General features: G+C 43.9%; 16 protein-coding genes. 2 read left to right on the top strand and 14 right to left on the bottom strand.

The annotated features are described in order from the left end of the window. Positions 1-82 precede the first annotated feature (82 nt). Positions 83-1,255 (top strand): ribose-phosphate pyrophosphokinase, encoded by a 1,173-nt coding sequence (locus tag OCV65_RS00590; RefSeq protein WP_262580560.1) that lies wholly within the window; start codon positions 83-85, stop codon positions 1,253-1,255. 84 nt (positions 1,256-1,339) lie between these two features. Here OCV65_RS00590 and OCV65_RS00585 read toward each other — a convergent pair whose 3' ends face one another. From OCV65_RS00585 to OCV65_RS00540, 10 genes are all read right to left on the bottom strand, one after another. Further along, entirely contained in the window at positions 1,340-2,791 is a 1,452-nt protein-coding gene (locus tag OCV65_RS00585; RefSeq protein WP_262580559.1) for a polysaccharide deacetylase family protein, read from the bottom strand. 175 nt (positions 2,792-2,966) lie between these two features. Further along, a complete protein-coding gene (locus OCV65_RS00580; RefSeq protein WP_262580558.1) occupies positions 2,967-4,130 on the bottom strand; it encodes a phosphoglycerate dehydrogenase in 1,164 nt (387 codons plus the stop codon). Next, the gene (serC, locus tag OCV65_RS00575) at positions 4,130-5,212 is read right to left on the bottom strand and encodes a 3-phosphoserine/phosphohydroxythreonine transaminase (protein ID WP_262580557.1); all 1,083 of its coding nucleotides are present in this window, start codon (positions 5,210-5,212) and stop codon (positions 4,130-4,132) included. Before serC ends, OCV65_RS00580 begins: the two co-directional genes overlap by 1 nt. 16 nt (positions 5,213-5,228) lie before the next feature. Beyond that, positions 5,229-6,905 carry a biosynthetic-type acetolactate synthase large subunit gene (ilvB, locus tag OCV65_RS00570; RefSeq protein ID WP_262580556.1) on the bottom strand — a complete coding sequence of 559 codons (1,677 nt, stop codon included), beginning with the start codon at positions 6,903-6,905 and terminating at the stop codon, positions 5,229-5,231. A gap of 22 nt (positions 6,906-6,927) precedes the next feature. Beyond that, entirely contained in the window at positions 6,928-8,601 is a 1,674-nt protein-coding gene (gene ilvD / locus OCV65_RS00565) for a dihydroxy-acid dehydratase (protein WP_118384241.1), read from the bottom strand. A gap of 22 nt (positions 8,602-8,623) precedes the next feature. Continuing rightward, positions 8,624-9,709 carry a 3-isopropylmalate dehydrogenase gene (gene leuB, locus OCV65_RS00560; RefSeq protein WP_262580555.1) on the bottom strand — a complete coding sequence of 362 codons (1,086 nt, stop codon included), beginning with the start codon at positions 9,707-9,709 and terminating at the stop codon, positions 8,624-8,626. Between the two features lie 155 nt (positions 9,710-9,864). Further along, entirely contained in the window at positions 9,865-10,167 is a 303-nt protein-coding gene (gene yajC, locus OCV65_RS00555; RefSeq protein ID WP_262580554.1) for a preprotein translocase subunit YajC, read from the bottom strand. A 126-nt stretch (positions 10,168-10,293) separates the two neighbouring features. Further along, positions 10,294-11,427, bottom strand: a complete 1,134-nt coding sequence (tgt, locus tag OCV65_RS00550; protein WP_262580553.1) for a tRNA guanosine(34) transglycosylase Tgt — start codon at positions 11,425-11,427, stop codon at positions 10,294-10,296. 84 nt (positions 11,428-11,511) lie between these two features. After that, positions 11,512-13,197: a L,D-transpeptidase family protein gene (locus tag OCV65_RS00545; RefSeq protein WP_262580552.1), complete on the bottom strand. Its 1,686-nt coding sequence runs from the start codon at positions 13,195-13,197 to the stop codon at positions 11,512-11,514. An 82-nt stretch (positions 13,198-13,279) separates the two neighbouring features. Continuing rightward, positions 13,280-14,563: an L-cysteine desulfidase family protein gene (locus OCV65_RS00540; protein ID WP_262580551.1), complete on the bottom strand. Its 1,284-nt coding sequence runs from the start codon at positions 14,561-14,563 to the stop codon at positions 13,280-13,282. Positions 14,564-14,742: 179 nt separating this feature from the next. On the opposite strand from OCV65_RS00540, the gene aroC reads away from it, so the two are divergent. Continuing rightward, complete coding sequence (gene aroC, locus OCV65_RS00535) at positions 14,743-15,849, top strand: chorismate synthase (protein WP_262580550.1); 1,107 nt, start codon at positions 14,743-14,745, stop codon at positions 15,847-15,849. Between the two features lie 116 nt (positions 15,850-15,965). On the opposite strand, the gene OCV65_RS00530 is transcribed toward aroC, so the two are convergent. Genes OCV65_RS00530 through rpoD form a run of 4 tightly spaced genes read right to left on the bottom strand, consistent with a single transcriptional unit; the run spans position 15,966 to position 20,292 of the window. Continuing rightward, positions 15,966-17,630 (bottom strand): nucleoside kinase, encoded by a 1,665-nt coding sequence (locus OCV65_RS00530; protein WP_262580543.1) that lies wholly within the window; start codon positions 17,628-17,630, stop codon positions 15,966-15,968. Positions 17,631-17,650: 20 nt separating this feature from the next. Then, entirely contained in the window at positions 17,651-18,439 is a 789-nt protein-coding gene (locus OCV65_RS00525; RefSeq protein ID WP_262580542.1) for a Nif3-like dinuclear metal center hexameric protein, read from the bottom strand. Positions 18,440-18,470: 31 nt separating this feature from the next. Then, positions 18,471-19,166, bottom strand: coding sequence for a tRNA (adenine(22)-N(1))-methyltransferase (locus tag OCV65_RS00520; protein ID WP_262580541.1), 696 nt, complete (start codon positions 19,164-19,166; stop codon positions 18,471-18,473). Positions 19,167-19,179: 13 nt separating this feature from the next. Then, entirely contained in the window at positions 19,180-20,292 is a 1,113-nt protein-coding gene (gene rpoD / locus OCV65_RS00515) for an RNA polymerase sigma factor RpoD (RefSeq protein WP_118384232.1), read from the bottom strand. Positions 20,293-20,295: the final 3 nt, after the last annotated feature.

Genomic DNA, 20,295 nt, shown 5'->3' with positions numbered 1-20,295 from the left:
AGAATTGGTTGACCTTTTTATAAGAAAAGTGATATAAGTAATATGTAGGCACTATAAACTTATCAAATGTTAGGAGACACAAATGACAAATATCAAATATCTTGAGCAGTCTTTACCTGTAGCTCCACTTAAGATTGCTGCACTGGAAAGCTGCAAAGGACTGGGAGAAAAAGTAAACAATCATATTGTTAATTTCCGTAAGGAGGCACAGACAGAGATCCTGAATTCTCCTCTTTTTGCCAATTATCATTCCGACAATTTCCTGATTGACTGCAAATGCCCACGTTTTGGAAGCGGCGAGGCTAAAGGTTATATCGGCGAATCCATCCGTGGTTCTGATCTGTTCTTAATGGTAGATGTGTGCAATTACAATCTGACCTATACGGTTAACGGTTTTCAGAATCACATGTCACCAGACGATCACTATCAGGATCTGAAGCGTATCATCTCAGCAGCTCAGGGAAAAGCTCACCGTGTCTCTGTTATTATGCCGTTCCTGTATGAAAGCCGCCAGCACAAGCGTACCAAGCGTGAATCACTGGACTGTGCACTGGCTATGCAGGAACTGGTAGATATGGGCGTAGAGAATATCATTACCTTTGATGCTCACGATCCCCGTGTACAGAATTCAATTCCGTTGATCGGCTTTGATAATTTTTCACCACAGTATCAGTTCACGAAGGCTCTGCTCCGCGCAGTACCTGATCTGATCATTGACAAAGACCATCTAATGATCGTAAGTCCGGATGAAGGAGCTATGCACCGTGCCGTATACCTGTCCAACGTACTTGGGGTAGACATGGGCATGTTCTATAAACGCCGTGATTACTCTACTATCGTAAATGGCAAGAATCCGATCGTTGCTCATGAGTTCCTTGGTTCTGACCTGAAAGGTAAAGATCTGATCGTTATTGACGATATGATCTCTTCCGGCGACAGTATGCTGGACGTAGCCAAACAGTTAAAAGCGCGAGGCGCAGGACGCGTGTTCGTATGCACTACTTTCGGACTCTTTACAGACGGATTCGCTCACTTTGACGAATATTATGAAAAAGGATATATCAATAAAGTTGTAACCACCAACCTGACCTATCTCCCACCGGAGGTAAATGACAAACCTTACTTCGCTATCGCTGACATGAGCAAATTCATCGCACTGATCATTGAGTCACTGAATCACGACAAATCCATCAGTAATGTACTGAATCCTACAGACAAGATTCACGCACTGTTGGAAAAACGTAAAAATCAATAATTCCAAGAACTAACGCCCGGTCGGTTATTCACCGATCGGGCGTTTTATCATGCATAATCGTCTGCACTCAGACATCATATCCTGCTATTTATTAAAATCTGTATACACTTTTCCATTCTCAAGTATAATGTCACGAGCTTCCGCCATTTCCGATACTGTTACAAGCTGATATCCATTCTCAATCAACTTTGGTATCAACTGCAAAGCCGCATCTACTGTTGAACTGTGAATATCATGCATCAATATGATATCTCCATCATCCGCTGTATTCAATACACAGTCAATCGTGCTCTGTGTATCCTTGGTCTTCCAGTCAAGCGTATCAATGTTCCACAGAATCATCGGCATACCGACTGCCGCTTTCACCTGATCATTAACTGCTCCATATGGTGGTCTGAGAACCGTAGCCGGCTGACCACATGCCTGTTTCAGAAGCTCATTGGTCTTTGCCACCTGCGATGCTCCACCATCTGCTTCTCCAGTAAGCTGCGGATGATCATAAGAATGATTACCGATCTCACAGCCAATCTCCTTCATTCTCTCCACATCATCAGCATATTTGCTCACGTGAATGCCCTGCATAAAGAATGTCGCATGCGCATCGTATTTCTCCAGCATATCCAGAAGCTCATGCGTCCGCTCTCCCGGGCCATCGTCAAAAGTCAATGCCATCATTGGCTTATCCGGATCGATCTTCATTTCCTTAGACTGTAATTTGCCATCCTTTCCGAATACACATTTATCGGAACCTACCCGTTGCTTTCCGGTAAGCATGATGCCGTCTGCATCAAAATAATAAGTATCGTCTCCCAGTTTCATCCAACCCATCATCGCTGAGCCATTTTCGGTAAGATAATATGTATGATCTCCGTCTTTCTTCCATGCAGAAGATTCCATTGCTCCTTTTTTTGTGAAGAAGTACTTTTTACCGTTAATCTCCTGCCATCCGCTGACTTTTTTCCTATCACTGCCGAAATAATAAGTTTTCCCTTTGGATACTACAAAATCATTCTCTACATAACTTCCATCGTACTTCTGAAACTTGTTGCCTTTCCATTTGCCGACTTTATTCTTAACTGTCAGATATCCTTTCGTAACAACTATATTCGCTTTTCCATCCCAGTCAGACTTTAATTTCTTAGACAATTCCTTAGAAAGAATAAGCTTAATCGGGAATTTTCCTTCCTTTGTTCCGTCTGCATCACACTCGATAGAATAATCTTTTCCGCTGTTCAGTTCCTTCAACAGATCCTTTACTGTGTACCCTTTATCTTTATCCAGAACTTTCTTTTCCTTCTTTCTCTCACAGCTTGCTGATGCAGTTAATGTCGGTACTTTTTCATCCTGCATGATCGACTGATTATCTGCCTGTAAAGTAATCTGTGCAATACGACTTTTCCCTACTGCACGAACTACCTGAAATACACCTATTACCATCAAAAACAGGATTCCTGCAGCCATGATTCTTTGTATCTGTCTTCTGCGTTGTATTTGTTTTAACCGTCTCTTTCTATTAGAGAGTCTGTCATTATTCATCCGTAAACCCCTCATTCTTCTGTACACACACTACCGAAAGTATAACACCCCTCTCTCGTGTACACAAGAAAGGGGTGTCGTTTTTTCAAGAATTAAGAATTAAAGTATTACTTTCTTAACTAATTCATAATAATCGTAACAATTCTGTAAAACCGTCATTTATTATAATTACAAACTAATTCAGAATACGTACACGAAGGATACCATCAATTGCCTCCAGATCCTTCTTCACAGATTCCGGAATATCAGAATCCACATCTATCATGGTATATGCATAACTGCCTTTGCTCTTATTGGACATGTCTGCAATATTCATATTATCCTTTGCCAGAACGCCTGTGATCTGACCGATCATATTCGGAATATTGTGGTGAAGAAGTGTAATTCTCTTGTTATCTCCCGGGTATCCCATATCGCAGTTTGGATAATTGACAGAGTTTTTAATATTACCATATTCCAGATAATTACGCATCTCTTTGACCGCCATCTTCGCACAATTTTCTTCTGCCTCTGCTGTAGAAGCTCCCAGATGCGGAATGACAATAGCTCCCTTTACACCTGCGATCTCTGGTGTCGGGAAGTCAGTCACGTAATGCTTAATCTTACCGGATACCAATCCATCTACCACAGCCTCACTGTTCACCAGCACATCTCTGGCAAAGTTCAGTACAACCACGCCATCTTTCATCAGACTGATAGCATCTGCATCGATCATGCCCTTTGTACTGTCAAGTGCCGGTACATGAATCGTAATATAATCACATTCACTGTAAATCTCATCCACAGTTCTTGCATGGTGGATCCCTCTGGAAATCTTCCATGCAGATTCCACTGACAGATAAGGGTCATAGCCATACACATCCATTCCCAGATGCTGTGCTGCGTTGGCTACCAGCACACCGATGGCTCCAAGACCGATTACACCGAGTTTCTTTCCTTCCAGCTCACAGCCCGCAAAAGCTTTCTTTGCTTTCTCGGCATCTTTGGCAATATTACCGTCTTCTTCATTTTCCTGTACCCAGTTAATGCCACCCAAAATATCTCTGGATGCCAGAAGCATACCTGCAATAACCAGTTCTTTTACACCATTCGCATTGGCTCCTGGTGTATTAAACACTACGATTCCCTCTTCTGCGCAGCGATCCAGCGGAATATTATTCACACCGGCTCCTGCTCGCGCAATGACCTTCAGGTTCTTGCCAAATTCCAGTTCGTGAAGTGCTGCACTTCTTACCAGAATTCCATCCGCATCCTTAGCATCACTGACTGGTACAAAATCCTCACTGAGATTTGCCAGTCCACATTCTGCAATTGCATTAAAACAATAATATTTGTACATTACAGATTTGCCTCCTCAAATTTCTTCATAAATGTCACCAGTGATTCAACACCTTCATATGGCATCGCATTGTAGATACTTGCACGCATACCACCTACGGTTCTGTGGCCTTTCAGGTTCTCCAGTCCAGCTTCTTTCGCTTCTTTTACGAATTTAGCATCCAGTTCTTTATCCCCTGTCACAAATGGTACATTCATCAGTGAGCGATCTTTCTTTTCAACCGTTCCTTTGAACAGACGACTTTCATCCAGATAATCATAGAGAAGTTTTGCTTTCTTTTCATTGCGTTCTTTCATTGCTTCCAGACCGCCCTGTTTTTTCAGCCACTTAAACACCTTGCCACAGATATAAATGCCATAAGCCGGCGGTGTATTATAGAGTGATCCGGCATCTGCATGTGTTTTATATTTTAACATGGTCGGTGTACCTTCCAGTACATCATCAGAGATCAGATCCTCTCGGATGATCACGATCACAACACCAGCAGGTCCGATATTCTTCTGCACGCCACCATAAATAATGCCATATTTGCTTACATCTACCGGCTCTGACAGAAAACAGGAAGATACATCAGATACCAGGATCTTACCCTTGGTGTTTGGAAGCTCTTTGTATTTCGTTCCGTATATTGTGTTATTTTCGCAGATATACACATAGTCTGCATTCTCTGAGATTGGCAGATCAGAGCAATCCGGAATATAGGAAAATGTCTTATCCTCGGAAGTTGCAATCTTATTCGCCTTACCATACTTCTGAGCTTCCTGCCATGCTTTTTTCGCCCACTGTCCGGTTACGATATAATCTGCTTCTCCGTGTTTCATAAGATTCATAGGAATCATCGCAAACTGCTGAGATGCTCCTCCCTGCAGGAACAGTACTTTGTAGTTATCCGGAATATTCATAAGTTCTCTCAGATCTGCCTCAGCAGTGTCGATAATCTCCTGGAAGGCCTGCGAGCGGTGACTCATTTCCATTACCGACATTCCTGTTCCGTTGTAATCCATCATTTCTGCTGCTGCTTCGCTCAGAACCTCTTCCGGCAGTACTGCCGGGCCTGCTGAAAAATTGTACACTCTGCTCATCTTTGTATCCTCCGTTTTACTTATTATTTAAATCGTGTTCATCGAACGCTTCACTGATTGCGGCTCCTGGTGCAACCATTGGCCACACCTTCTCATCCGAATCAATCTGACAATCGATAACCACAGGTTTACCAAGTTGTAGTGCCTTTGCAAATATCTCCTGAAATTCTTCTCTGGAAGTTGCACGGAATCCTGCAGCTCCCATTGCTTCTGCCAGCTTTACAAAGTCAACTGCATCATTCAGTACCGTAGCTGAATATCTCTGTCCGTAAAACAGATCCTGCCACTGACGTACCATACCAAGTACATGGTTATTGACAACCACCTGAATGATCGGGATATTATGTCTGACCGCTGTTGCGATCTCATTCATATTCATACGGAAACATCCGTCTCCTGCCACATTGACAACCACTTTGTCCGGATGTCCCATCTTGGCACCAAGTGATGCACCAAGTCCATATCCCATGGTTCCAAGCCCACCGGATGTCAACAATGTACGCGGCTCTGTATATTTATAAAACTGCGCTGCCCACATCTGGTTCTGTCCAACCTCTGTGACAATAATTGCTTTACCTTCCGTCTGACGGTAGATTTCTTCTACCACATATGGACCTGTCAATCCTTCCGGATGGTAAGTAAGCGGATATTTTTCTTTATAATCGCGGATTTTCGCAATCCAATCTGCATGATCCTGCTGCTCCAATTCTTTATTAATCTGACTGAGTACCACTTTCAGATCTCCGATCACGCCTTCATCAATCAATACGTTTTTATTCATTTCAGCCGCATCTACATCAAACTGAAGGATTTTGGCATGGCTTGCAAATTTCTTAGCATTGCCTGTAACACGATCGCTGAATCTCGCTCCAAGTACGATCAGGAGGTCACATTCACTGACGCCGTAGTTGGAAGTCTTCGTGCCATGCATGCCAAGCATACCTGTGTACAAATCATCCGTACCAGGAAATGCACCTTTTCCCATCAAAGAATCGGTAACCGGCGCATCCACTTTCTTAACAAACTCATACAATTCTTTGGAAGCTCCGGATAATACCGCACCTCCGCCTACAAATATGTATGGCTTCCTGGATTCACGAATCATAGCCAGTGCATGATCCAGATCTTCTCTACAGATATCTTCTGACGGCTGTACCGGTGTAATCTTCTCAGGTACATATTCTGTCTTATTTGCTGTAACATCCTTCGGGATATCAATCAATACCGGACCCGGACGTCCTGTCTGTGCGATTACGAACGCTTTACGGATTGTATCTGCCAGATCATTGACATCCTTTACGATATAATTGTGTTTGGTAATCGGCATTGTAATACCGGCAATATCGATCTCCTGAAAACTGTCCTTTCCAAGAAGTGCTACACCCACATTACAGGTAATTGCCACTACCGGAATAGAATCCATATAAGCGGTTGCGATACCGGTAACCAGGTTGGTCGCTCCCGGTCCACTGGTTGCAAAGCATACTCCCACTTTGCCGGTAGCTCTTGCATATCCATCTGCCGCATGTGCTGCTCCCTGTTCATGGGATGTCAGGATATGAGTGATCTCATCACTGTGTTTATATAATTCATCATATACATTCAAAATCGCTCCGCCCGGATAACCGAACACAGTATCTACACCCTGTTCTTTCAGGCATTCGATTACGATTTCTGCTCCTGTCAACTGCATATTTAATCCTCTCTGTATATCACTATTTATTCTTAGGTACTTCCAGTACTGCGCCACGATTGCCTGATGTAACCATCGCAGCATATCTTGCAAGATATCCTGTTGTTACTTTAGGTTCTCTAGGTGTCCAGTTCTTTCTTCTCTCTTCCAATACTTCATCCGATACATCAAGCTGAAGCGTAAGCTCCGGAATATTAATCTTGATAATATCTCCTTCTTCTACCAGCGCGATTGGTCCGCCTACAGCAGCCTCCGGCGATACGTGACCGATAGAAGCTCCTCTGGATGCTCCGCTGAATCGTCCGTCTGTGATCAGTGCCACACTTGAGCCAAGTCCCATACCTGCAATGGCTGAAGTTGGATTCAGCATCTCACGCATACCAGGACCTCCCTTTGGTCCTTCGTAACGGATTACAACCACATCACCTGCTACGATCTTACCGCCCTTGATTGCTGCGATTGCATCTTCTTCACATTCAAATACTCTTGCAGGACCTTCATGTACCAGCATCTCGTCTACAACTGCGGAACGCTTTACAACACTTCCGTCTGGTGCAAGATTACCCTTAAGAACCGCAAGTCCACCGGTCTTAGAATACGGATTCTCAACCGGACGGATAACTTCTGGATTCAGGTTCGCTGCATGCTCAATATTCTCTCCTACCGTCTTACCTGTAACTGTCATACAGTCCTTATGGATCAGTCCAAGCTTATCCAGTTCTTTCATAACTGCATAGACACCACCGGCTTCATTCAGATCTTCCATATAGGTTGGGCCTGCCGGTGCAAGGTGGCAAAGATTCGGAGTCTTCTCGCTGATTCCATTTGCGAAATCAATCTCAAAGTCCATACCGATCTCATGTGCGATTGCCGGAAGATGCAGCATACTGTTGGTAGAGCATCCCAGTGCCATATCTACTGTCAGCGCATTCAGGATTGCATCCTTTGTCATAATATCTCTTGGGCGAATATTCTTCTCCCACATTTCCATAACTTTCATACCTGCATGTTTTGCAAGACGGATTCTCTCAGAATATACTGCAGGAATCGTACCATTTCCGCGAAGTCCCATTCCAAGTACCTCTGTCAGACAGTTCATGCTGTTAGCTGTGTACATACCGGAACATGATCCACAGGTAGGACAGGTCTTGTTCTCAAATTCAAGCAGACCTTCATCAGAAAGTGTGCCTGCCGCATTAGCTCCTACTGCCTCAAACATGCTGGAAAGACTGGTCTTTTTACCCTGTACACGTCCGGCAAGCATCGGTCCGCCACTGACAAATACAGTCGGCACGTTCACTCTTGCCGCTGCCATCAAAAGTCCCGGTACATTCTTATCGCAGTTCGGTACCATAACCAGAGCATCAAATTGATGAGCCATAGCCATAGCCTCTGTAGAGTCCGCAATCAGATCTCTTGTTACCAGAGAGTATTTCATACCAATGTGTCCCATAGCAATTCCGTCACAGACAGCAATCGCCGGAAATACAATTGGTGTTCCTCCTGCCATTGCTACGCCCTGCTTTACAGCGTTCACGATCTTATCCAGATTCATATGCCCCGGAACAATCTCATTATAAGAGCTTACGATACCGACCAATGGTCTCTCCATCTCTTCTTTTGTCAGTCCTAATGCGTTAAAAAGTGAGCGATGCGGTGCCTGCTGTTTTCCCTTTGTAACTGTATCACTTCTCATTTTATCTTCCTCCTGTAACCTGTTATTTGATATATCCTGCAATCAGATCGCCCATTTCCACAGTGCCGATCTGCTTTTTACCTTCTGACATAATATCAATCGTACGATATCCGTCTTTCAATACCTGAGATACCGCCTGTTCGATCGCATCTGCTTCCTTATCCAGATCAAAACTGAAACGAAGCATCATTGCTGCTGAAAGAATGGTAGCAATCGGATTTGCAATGCCTTTGCCTGCAATATCCGGTGCAGAACCGCCGCTTGGCTCATAGAGACCAAACTTCGTTTCATTCAGGCTCGCGCTTGCCAGCATTCCGATTGAACCGGTCACCATACTTGCTTCATCAGAAAGAATATCTCCGAACATATTCTCTGTCAGGATAACATCAAACTGTTTCGGATCACGTACCAGCTGCATTGCACAGTTATCTACCAGCATATGCTCCAACGCAACTTCCGGGTAATCCTCAGCTACTTCTTCAACAACCTTTCTCCATAATCTAGAAGAATCCAGCACGTTTGCCTTGTCTACGCTTGTTACTTTCTTTCTACGCTTCATCGCAATATCGAAACCTCTTTTTGCAATGCGGCGGATCTCATTTTCATTATATGTAAGGGAATCATATGCCTTCAGTACTCCGTCTTCTTCTACTGTTTTACGCTCACCGAAGTACAATCCACCAGTCAGTTCACGCATGATCATCATATCAAAGCCGCCTTCTGTGATCTCTTCTTTTAATGGGCAGGCTCCTTTCAGTTCATCATACAACACTGCCGGTCTCAGATTGGCAAAAAGATTCAATGCTTTTCTGATCTTAAGAAGTCCTGCTTCCGGACGCTTTGATGGCTCCAGTTTATACCATGGTGATGTCTTAGCATCTCCTCCGATAGATCCCATCAACACTGCATCGCATGCTTTTGCTGTCTCTACTGTCTCGTCCGTCAATGGAATTCCATGTACATCAATAGATGCTCCCCCCATCAGAAGCTGTTCATACTCACAGGTATGACCATATACCTCTCCTACTTGATCCAGGACTTTCATAGCCTCTGTTACTATCTCCGGACCGATTCCGTCCCCTTTAATCACACCAATTTTCAGGTTCATATGATCCTTCCTTTCATCCCAATATCTACAGTTATGTCTGTTTTATCTTTTATATTATCGTATTTTTCTATTGCTTTCAACCCTTCATGGTTTAAAAACACAAAAAAATGGAGTGTCCTCTGTTTTAAACAGAGAACACTCCATTCCTTTTGCTCTTATTCAGCGTCTGGCTTCTCAACCTGAACGATTGCTGATTTCTGCATTGGGATACGACAGTTCTTGTTGCTTCCGAATTCTACGATCACATCATCGTCTGTGATATCAATGATCACACCATAAAATCCGCTTGTTGTAAGAACAGTATCTCCAACTTCCAGTTCTGAAAGCAGCTGTGCAAGTCTCTTCTGCTCCTTTTTCTGTGGTCTCATAAGGAACCACCAGAACACACCGATAATAACTGCATAGATAAGAATCAGTCCAAGTGGGCTGTTAGCTAATCCTGATGCTAATGTAAACATAATCTATTCCTCCTGCCATCTTGATAAAAAAACACTATTGCTATCATACACAATTTTCTGCTATTCATCAAGGTTTTTTTCTATTTCTTTATAAGCTCTTTATAATCTTCCGCTATTATACATAAATTAATCTTCCGGCGTTTCAAATCCCCTCAGTGTCTCTTCTTTATATTCCTTATAACGTCCTGCATCAATCGCATCTCTGATCTCTTCCATAAGGTGATTATAGAAATACAGATTATGAAGTACGCAGAGACGCATTCCCAGCATCTCTTTTGCCTTCAGAAGATGACGGATATATGCTCTGGAATACATCTGACAAGCCGGACAGCCACAACCTTCCTCAATCGGTCTGTCATCCAGCTCAAATCTGGCATTAAACAGATTCAGTTTACCGTGTTTGGTATATACATGTCCATGCCGTCCATTGCGGCTCGGATATACGCAGTCGAAGAAGTCTACGCCACGGTCTACCGCTTCCAGAATATTGGCCGGTGTTCCAACACCCATCAGATAGGTCGGTTTATTCTCTGGCAGATGCGGCACCACCTCATCCAGAATTCGGTACATATCTTCATGAGATTCTCCAACTGCCAGACCTCCAACCGCATAACCGTCCAGATCCAATTTGGAAATCTCATCAGCATGGGCAACACGGATATCTTCGTAAATACCGCCCTGATTGATACCAAATAACATCTGATGCTTATTGATCGTATCTGGCAGACTGTTCAGGCGTTCCATCTCTGCCTTACAACGCTTCAGCCATCTGGTAGTACGATCTACTGACTTCTGCATATAATCACGGTCTGCAACACTGGATGGGCATTCATCAAATGCCATTGCGATCGTAGATGCAAGATTAGACTGGATCTGCATACTCTCTTCCGGTCCCATGAATATCTTATGACCATCAATGTGTGACTGGAAATATACACCTTCTTCTTTTATCTTACGAAGTCCTGCCAGCGAAAACACCTGAAACCCACCTGAATCTGTAAGAATCGGCTTGTCCCACACCATGAATTTGTGCAGGCCTCCCATCTTCTTCACTACCTGATCGCCCGGTCTTACATGAAGATGATAAGTATTAGAAAGTTCTACCTGTGTACCGATCTGCTGTAAATCAGCCGTAGATACCGCACCTTTGATAGCCGCCGCTGTACCTACATTCATAAACACCGGTGTCTCTATATCACCGTGTACGGTATGCAGACGCCCACGCTTGGCCCTGCCGTCTTTTTTCAATAATTCGTACATACTATTATTCCTTTCATTCTCTTATTGCACGATACATAGAATACGCGCCCCGGTTCTCACCGGAACGCGTTTCACTGGTTCTGATTAATAATGGCAGATTACAGGTGTTCCTGCCTGAATAAGATTATACAATTCACCAGCTGATGCCGGAGGCATATTCACACATCCATGAGAACCATATGTCTGATAACGCGCGCCTCCAAAAGCAGACTGCCAGGACGCATCGTGAAATCCAATGCCACCGTTAAACGGCATCCAGTAATCTACCGGAGACTCATACTCATAGGTTCCGTCTTCCAGCTTCTTTCCTCGTAACACCTGATTCTGCTGCTTGTAATACAGAGAATACATTCCCTGCGGTGTTGCATTACCTTTATTCGGATTACCGGTCACGATATCACACTGCATAGCAATCTGACCATTCTGGATAAAATACATATGCTGTGCTGTCAGATCCACCTCTGCATACGTAGTACCCCAATCATTAGCATCATGTGTTGCTGCACGGCTGGAATAATTTGGTTCTCTGGTCACGGTCTCTGCATTCTGGATATTGCTGATCAATGCATTGTACTCTGCATCCTGATCGATCTTCCAGCCATAACCACCACCTTCTACCTGTACGACATTACCTGTTGCAGTAGTAAAATTTCTTGTCTTGCCAACTGTATCATACTTTGCAGCAAGATCTGCTATGTACTGCTTAACCGCATCCTGATTAAAAGTTACCTGCATATTATCATCTACTGCAATCCACTGAGAGATTACCGAACTGTCCACAACCTCTGTGTTCGGAGAAAAGTCCAGTGTAATATTCGCTCCCAGTTCGCTGTTCATCTTCTCGCATGCCTCTGCAACTTCCGGTGAATCCTTCGTATATTTTGGCAGAATATAGCAGTCCTCCTTCATCAGATCAACCTCTGACTGAAATCCATTGATCGCTTTTGTAACGGTCTCTGCAAATTTGTCCTTGTCGATCGCTGTTCCGATCTGCTCTGCGGCTACTTCAAACTTCTCACCTGTAAATTCCGGCTTTGCAGATACAGACGGTGTCTGATTCTCTTCTGCCATGCAATCCAGATTCTCAATTACTTCAGTAAGCTTATCTTTATCATATTTCACGCCTACAGACGATTCAATATTCTGTTGCTTCCAGAGTCCTGTAATCCAAAGTAATGGGTTCTGCTTCTTGATCAGTTTTTCAACAGAATCATCTGCAACGTACTCGATATCAATATCACTTCCGCTAATCGTCTCTGTACCGCCATCAGATTCTTTCATCCTTAATGTATATCCTTTGACTTCTTCCTTCATATGAGCCTGTACCTGCTCCGCACTGCTCAGTGAAAACCCTACTCCGTTTACCTTCGTATTTGGGAAAAAATGGAAACTAAAATAAACTGACACCGCACCATATAACGCTATCAATACCAAGAACACAATTAAAATAATGCGTCTTCTTCGCTTCTTTTTACGATGCTTTTCAATAAGTTCATCACCCTCAATGATCTTATCATCCTCTTCATCCGGAAGATCGTCATCCAAATCGTCTATTTCATCATAATCCAGATCATCGTCCTGATCTGCATCTGCCTGATCATCATCCGGTTCTACTTCCGACTCTTCGTACTCCTCTTCAACATCAGAATCATCTACTCCTTCATCATTCAGAGATCCTGACAACAGTTCTTCATCATCGATAATCTCGATATCATCCCCGGCGATAGAAGAAAAGTTGTTCTTTTTATTCTTCTTTTTCTTATCTCGCATGTATCATATACTCCTCACAATTATAAATACAATCCCAATTATAATACGGTAATTTCCAAAAGTACAGTAGAATTTACCATTTTTAGCATGGTTCTTCCGTCATAATACGAATGATTTCCCGGTTTGTTTCTTTCATTCCTTCTTTCCCCAGACGACCAATATTTTTCAATGTTGCTTCCACGCCTTTTGTGACCAGTCCGTCACCTCCATAGAATTGCTGTCCGTTTTTATACATATAATATCCAAGGATCCCTGCGTCCACAGAAGAAGCTATTTTGGCAGCGCACGACGCTTTTGCTCCATCACATACCATTCCAGATACGATTGCCACAGCATTTACTACCGTATGAATAATCTCTCTATATCCTCCGCCACACAAATACGCAATTCCTGCTCCTGCGCCTACACCAGCACTGACAGCCCCACAATAAGCAGATAATCTTCCAATCGGTGTCTTCTGATGTATCGTAGTCAGATTTGCTAATACTAATGCACGATACATCTGCTCTTCACTTACCTTCAAGTCTCTTGCATATACAATAACCGGAACAGATGTTGTTATTCCCTGATTACCACTTCCAGAATTAATCACAACCGGCAATTCACATCCGTTCATTCTTGCATCGGAAGCTGCCGCTGCCATAGCCTTTGCACGAGTCTGTACATTATTTTCTCCCATGCCAAGCAATACTGAACCGATATTTGCACCATAATCACCACGGATTCCTTCTTCTGCAATCTCCATATTACAGACAATCTGTGGATGAATGATTGCTCTCACGTCTTCAATATCTACAGTCTGAGAAAAATCCCATATATCTTCCATAGATAATAATGACCGGTCCGTCAGTCCTTCTTCTGTCTCTTCATTAATTTCTTTCTGTTCCAGTATATTATGATCTTTCTCCACTAACACAACATTTGTATGATAATTCGCAATCCGGATCTTACTGTACGATGTCCCTTTATATACCTTAATGATCAGATCAAATGTAATCCCGCTGTTCAGTGGCTTTACCGTAATCGGCGTCTGTTCCAGATATCGTTTCATTTCCTGAATCTGCTCTTCTGACACCTCAGCAATTACTTCAAGTTCTTTTTCTGCATTTCCTGCAATAATACCTGCTGTCACAGCTGCCGGAATTCCCTTTAACTGCTGAGTATTAGGCACGATCACCGACTTCACATTTTTAATCAGACTTCCACTCGCTTCCACTTCGATTCGTTCTGGAATTGCTTCAAGAGTATCTCTTGCAATCGCCGCAGCATATGCAAGTGCAATCGGCTCCGTACATCCCATAGCCGGAATCAATTCCTCTCGAAGAATCTGGATAAACGCCTGGTATTTTGTATCTGTTTTCTTCATATTACCCTCCCTTTACTCCTGCACCAGCAGATAATTTTCTTTATTTTACCACATTTCTATTCATCCGCAACACTCCCGCACCCCTTTTCATTCTACTTTTCGTTCCACAAATTGCCTTTTTTATATTCCTGCGCTATAATAGCAGAAAACACGTTTTCATAAAGGAGATTATACACACTATGGCAGGTTCATCATATGGAACAATCTTTCGAATTACAACATGGGGAGAATCTCATGGTGCAGGCGTCGGCGTTGTGATCGACGGCTGCCCGGCAGGTCTTCCTCTGTCAGAAGAAGATATTCAGAAATATTTAAACAGACGTAAGCCGGGACAGAGTAAATTCACTACCCAGCGCAAAGAAAGTGATCAGGCGGAGATCTTATCCGGTGTCTTTGAAGGACGCACTACCGGAACTCCGATCTCCATTCTTGTACGCAATCAGGATCAGAAATCCCGCGACTACAGTAATATCATGAACACTTACCGTCCGGGACATGCCGATTACACCTTCGATGCCAAATATGGCTTTCGTGATTACCGTGGCGGCGGACGTTCTTCCGGGCGCGAGACCATCGGTCGTGTAGCTGCCGGTGCTGTTGCATGTAAGATTCTGGAATCTCTTGGCATCCAGGTTATGGCTTACACCAAGTCCATCGGACCGGTCAGCATTCCGGAACAGGACTATGACTATAGTGTAATCACAGATAATACGTTATATATGCCAAATAATCAGTACGCCGAAAAAGCTTCTGCTTATCTTGAGGAATGCATCCGATCACAGGATTCCTCCGGCGGTATCATCGAATGCCGGGTAGACCATATGCCAGCAGGAATCGGTGAGACAGTTTTTGAAAAACTGGATGCCAACCTTGCCAAAGCCATAATGTCTATCGGTGCCGTCAAGGGCTTCGAAATCGGAGATGGGTTCCAGGCTGCCAAAGCTTCCGGAAGTCAGAATAACGATGCATTTTCTTCTAATTCAGATGGCATATATAAAGAAACCAATCATTCCGGCGGTGTGTTGGGCGGTATGAGCGATGGCAGTACAATTGTTCTCCGTGCAGCCATTAAGCCTACACCATCCATTTCACAACCACAGGATACCGTAGACAAGGATGGTAAGCCTCTGTCACTCACGATCCACGGACGCCACGACCCGGTCATCGTACCGCGTGCCGTAGTTGTCGTAGAGTCCATGACCGCAATTACATTAGTTGATATGCTATTCCAGAATATGGCAGCAAGAATGGATAAGATCGCGGAATTTTATAGTAAGACTCGATAATTTGCTTAATTCATATGCAAAATAAAGGACAGTATGCAAACATATCTGCCAGCAGGCTTTATCCTTTGCATTCTGTCCTTTTTATAATGGCATATACATTGGTATATTCTGTATTTTTACAACTGGAAGCATCCTCCACCTACGAATTCCCTTAACAGCGAATTGGCCGGCACTCTTTCACTGCCAATTCCCACAAAATAATCCAGAAATTTCAGCAATCGCTTCACTTCCGGATATTCCGGGCAGTCATGCTCGATTCCAAACAGCAGAGGTTCTACATATTCTTTCAATACCGCCAGTTCATAGATCAGCGATGAGTTAAACATTACATCTGCTTCTTCCTGATATGGGAAAATATTATTCTCTTCACCCCGGCGTACTGACTGCCACATAGCGATCGTATTCTTCGCCGATGTGCCTCTGGTTCTGGCATCCCGTACGATCCGGCGAATCAGTCTGCCGTCAGTAGTCGGAATTCGATTATGCTCATCAATATTCAGCTGTGTCAACGCACTGATATAAATCTTGAATTTATTCTCATCCGGCAGTCCTGCCGTCATTTTGGGATTCAGACAGTGAATGCCTTCAATTACCAGCACATCATTTACCCCCATCTTCTTTGGCTTAGAGATGTATTCCTTGTGTCCTGTCTTAAAATTGAAGGTCGGAAGCACTACTTCTTCTCCATTCAGCAGACGGAGCATACAGTCATGGAACAGCTTGACATCTACCGTCTGAAGACTCTCAAAATCATACTTTCCATCCGCATCTATCGGTGTATCTTCTCGTTCTACAAAGAAATTATCTACAGAAATCGGATGCGGTACCATGCCATTTACCTTAAGCTGTACGGACAAACGATGGGAAAATGTCGTCTTACCGGAAGATGACGGTCCTGCAATCAGAATAAATTTGACCTTCGGATCGGCCGCAATCTGTGCCGCAATATCCGCAATCTTCTTTTCCTGTAACGCTTCCTGCACCAAGATCATTTCTCCCGGTCCATCTTTTACGATCACATCGTTCAATGCACCAACCGTCTCAATATTCTGCATATCTCCCCAGTGTACAGATTCTTTCTGAACATGGAACAGCTTCTCGGCCGGGCGGAATGGACGCACCACTTTTGGTGCCTGTTTTGTCGGCATCTGAATAACAAATCCCGCCTCATATGGATACAATTCAAACCATTTTAGATATCCGGCACTCGGCACCATATATCCGTAAAAGTAATCTTCAAACTCATTGATACTATAAAGATTTACTTTTGATACTCTCCGATACGCAAACAGTCTCTCTTTATCTTCCATACCATATTGGCGGAACAATGCAACTGCATCATCGGTATCGACCGTCCGTTTGTTGATTGGAATATCCCGCCGGATCATTTCCTGCATACGTACTTTAACTTTCTCTAAGAACTCAGTATTTACCATGGCGCCTTCCACTGTACAGTACAGCCCATCACTGACTGAGAAATGTATCCTCACTTTCGTCTCAGGAGCGTGATCACACACATCATAGATTGCTTTTACCAGTAACAGATTCATACTGCGCTTATAAGTTGCATATCCAATCTGATCCCCTGTTGTGACAAATTGCATCTCGCAATCTGTCTTCAATGTTTTTCTCAATTCCTGAAGCTTCTTATTAACAAATACCAACACAATGTCATTTTCATAATCCTGCTGATGAGCTAACGCAATCTCACGATACGTTGTACCTTTCTCGTACTGATATATCTCTTCACCAATCTGAACACTGACCATTTCCTGTGCCATATCCATCGCTCCTTTCTGCCTTATACGATCTGAAATGGATTACATACAGGTGCTTCCACTACATCGATCGCCTGACATTTCTCCCGGAGAAACGCTGCCACATCCGGTACAAATATTTTCTCAATCCCATAGTGACCACCATCTATGATCATAAGCCCCTGTGCAACCGCATCAATTCCGGTGTGATGGTCAATATCTCCTGTAATCAGTACATCTGCATGCGCCGCAAATGCTGCCGATACCATACTCTTGCCGGCTCCCGGAGAGATTGCCACACGACGGATCTCTGCAGACGGATCTCCGAATACTTTTACTGCTTCCAGTTCATATTTCGCTTTCACCAGTTCGCAACATTCCTGCAGACAGATCGGATCTTCCAAATCTGCTACACGGCCGATCCCCTGCGGGCTGCCGTCTAACGGACTCTGGCAGGTCACATCCAGTACTTCTGCATTTTTAAGTCCCAGTACTTCACCCGAAAGCTCTGCCATTCCCATCACATCATAATTGGTATGCATCGCATAATATGCTATATCATTCTGAATCAGGCGCAATACTCTTCTGCCGATAAAATCATCTTCTGTTATTTGTTTCATTCCGGAAAATATCATCGGATGATGCGTCACAAGCATATCTGCCTGTGCTTCGATCGCTTCCTCGATCACTTCATCCGTTGCATCCACTGCCACATAAATGCGATGTACTTCTTTTTTCCTTCTTCCCACAAGGAGTCCCACATTATCCCAGTCCATCGCACAGCTTCCAGGATAACGCGCCTCCAGTGTTTCTATAATTTTCTGACACAACATCTGTATCACCTCGTTTTGCTACTTTATTTCTCTACATTTCATAAGAAGCAATTGCATGTTCAATCCGTTCCAGTTCGTCTTGAAGCTCTTTCTGTCTGCTCTCTGCTCCTTTTCCGGTCTGATCTCCCAATCTATCAGCGATCCCCTTTTTTAAGCTATGTTCTCTCTGAAGGAACTGATATAATACTGGATTCTTTTTCTTCAGGAGTAAGCGCCCATAATACAACTCCTCCTGTGAATATGGCGCTTCTTCTCCATGCACCAGTTTCATCATCGGATAGTATTTGCCATCCTCTTCTACCATATCCTCTTCCACGCTCCGGTAACCATGCCGATTCAGATATTCTCTGACCTTGTGAATCTCTGATTGTGGCTGCAGGATAAATTCTTTCAGATCTGCTGTAATCTCCGATGAATTCTCCAGAATCCTTATCACCAGACCGCCCCCCATTCCGGCTGCAATCATCGTGTCTGCTTCTCCCACATGCAATGCCTGCAGTCCATCTGATTTTCTGGTAAATATCACATTCTCCAGTCTCTTTGACCGGATATGCCCTCTGGCTCTCTCCAGCGGACCTTCATTTACATCCATTGCGATCACCTTTGCTGCTCGTCCGGACTGGATCAGCCAAATTGGTACGTAACCATGATCTGTTCCGATATCAGCAACAGAGGCGCCCTCTGTCACAAGACCGGCAACAGCTTTCAGTCTTTTTGATAGTTCCATAGGCGCCTCTTTCTTATTCAAGATAATCTCTCAGTTTTCTGCTACGGCTCGGATGACGAAGCTTACGAAGTGCCTTCGCCTCAATCTGACGAATACGCTCTCTGGTAACGTCAAACTCCTTACCAACTTCTTCCAGAGTTCGTGCACGACCATCATTCATACCGAAACGAAGACGGAGCACCTTCTGTTCTCTCTCTGTCAGAGTATCCAACACTTCATCCAACTGCTCTTTCAGCAATGTCGCTGCTGCTGCCTCTGCCGGTACCGGAACATTGTCATCCTGAATAAAATCACCCAGGTGGCTGTCTTCCTCTTCACCGATCGGTGTCTCCAGAGACACCGGTTCCTGTGAAATCTTCAGAATCTCACGTACACGTTCTACCGGCATGTCCAACTCTTCTGCAATCTCTTCCGGGGTAGGTTCACGTCCTAATTCCTGAAGTAACTGTCTGGATACACGAATCAATTTGTTAATTGTCTCAACCATATGCACCGGAATACGAATCGTTCTTGCCTGATCCGCAATTGCTCTTGTAATGGCCTGACGAATCCACCATGTTGCATAAGTACTGAACTTGAATCCCTTCTGATAATCAAATTTTTCAACCGCCTTAATCAGTCCCAGGTTACCTTCCTGGATCAGATCCAGAAACAGCATACCTCGTCCCACATAACGCTTTGCAATGCTGACTACCAGACGAAGATTCGCCTCAGCCAGACGCTTCTTAGCTTCTTCATCGCCTTCTGCCATACGCTTTGCCAGCTCAACCTCTTCCTCCGCAGACAAAAGTGGCACTTTACCAATCTCTTTCAGATACATACGTACCGGATCTTCGATACTGATTCCATCCGGAACAGACAGGTCGATCTTTTCCATATCTACTTCGTCTTCATCTGACAATATAACTTCCATATCGTCATCGTCATCTGTATCCGAATTGATTCGGAGCACATCAATCCCCTTCGCTTCCAGATATTCAAATACCTGCTCCATCTGTTCTGGGCTAAGCTCCATATCTGAGAAAAAGTCATTGATCTCCTGAATCTCAAGGACACTCTTTTTCTTTTTTCCAAGAGCTACCAGTTCTTTCAGCTTTTCCTCAAATTTTACAATGTTCTCTTCCATGTA

The organism is Dorea ammoniilytica (assembly GCF_025567415.1).
GTDB lineage: Bacteria > Bacillota > Clostridia > Lachnospirales > Lachnospiraceae > Claveliimonas > Claveliimonas ammoniilytica.
Note: the sequence above shows the minus strand (reverse complement) of the source record. Positions and strands in the feature narration are given on the sequence as shown.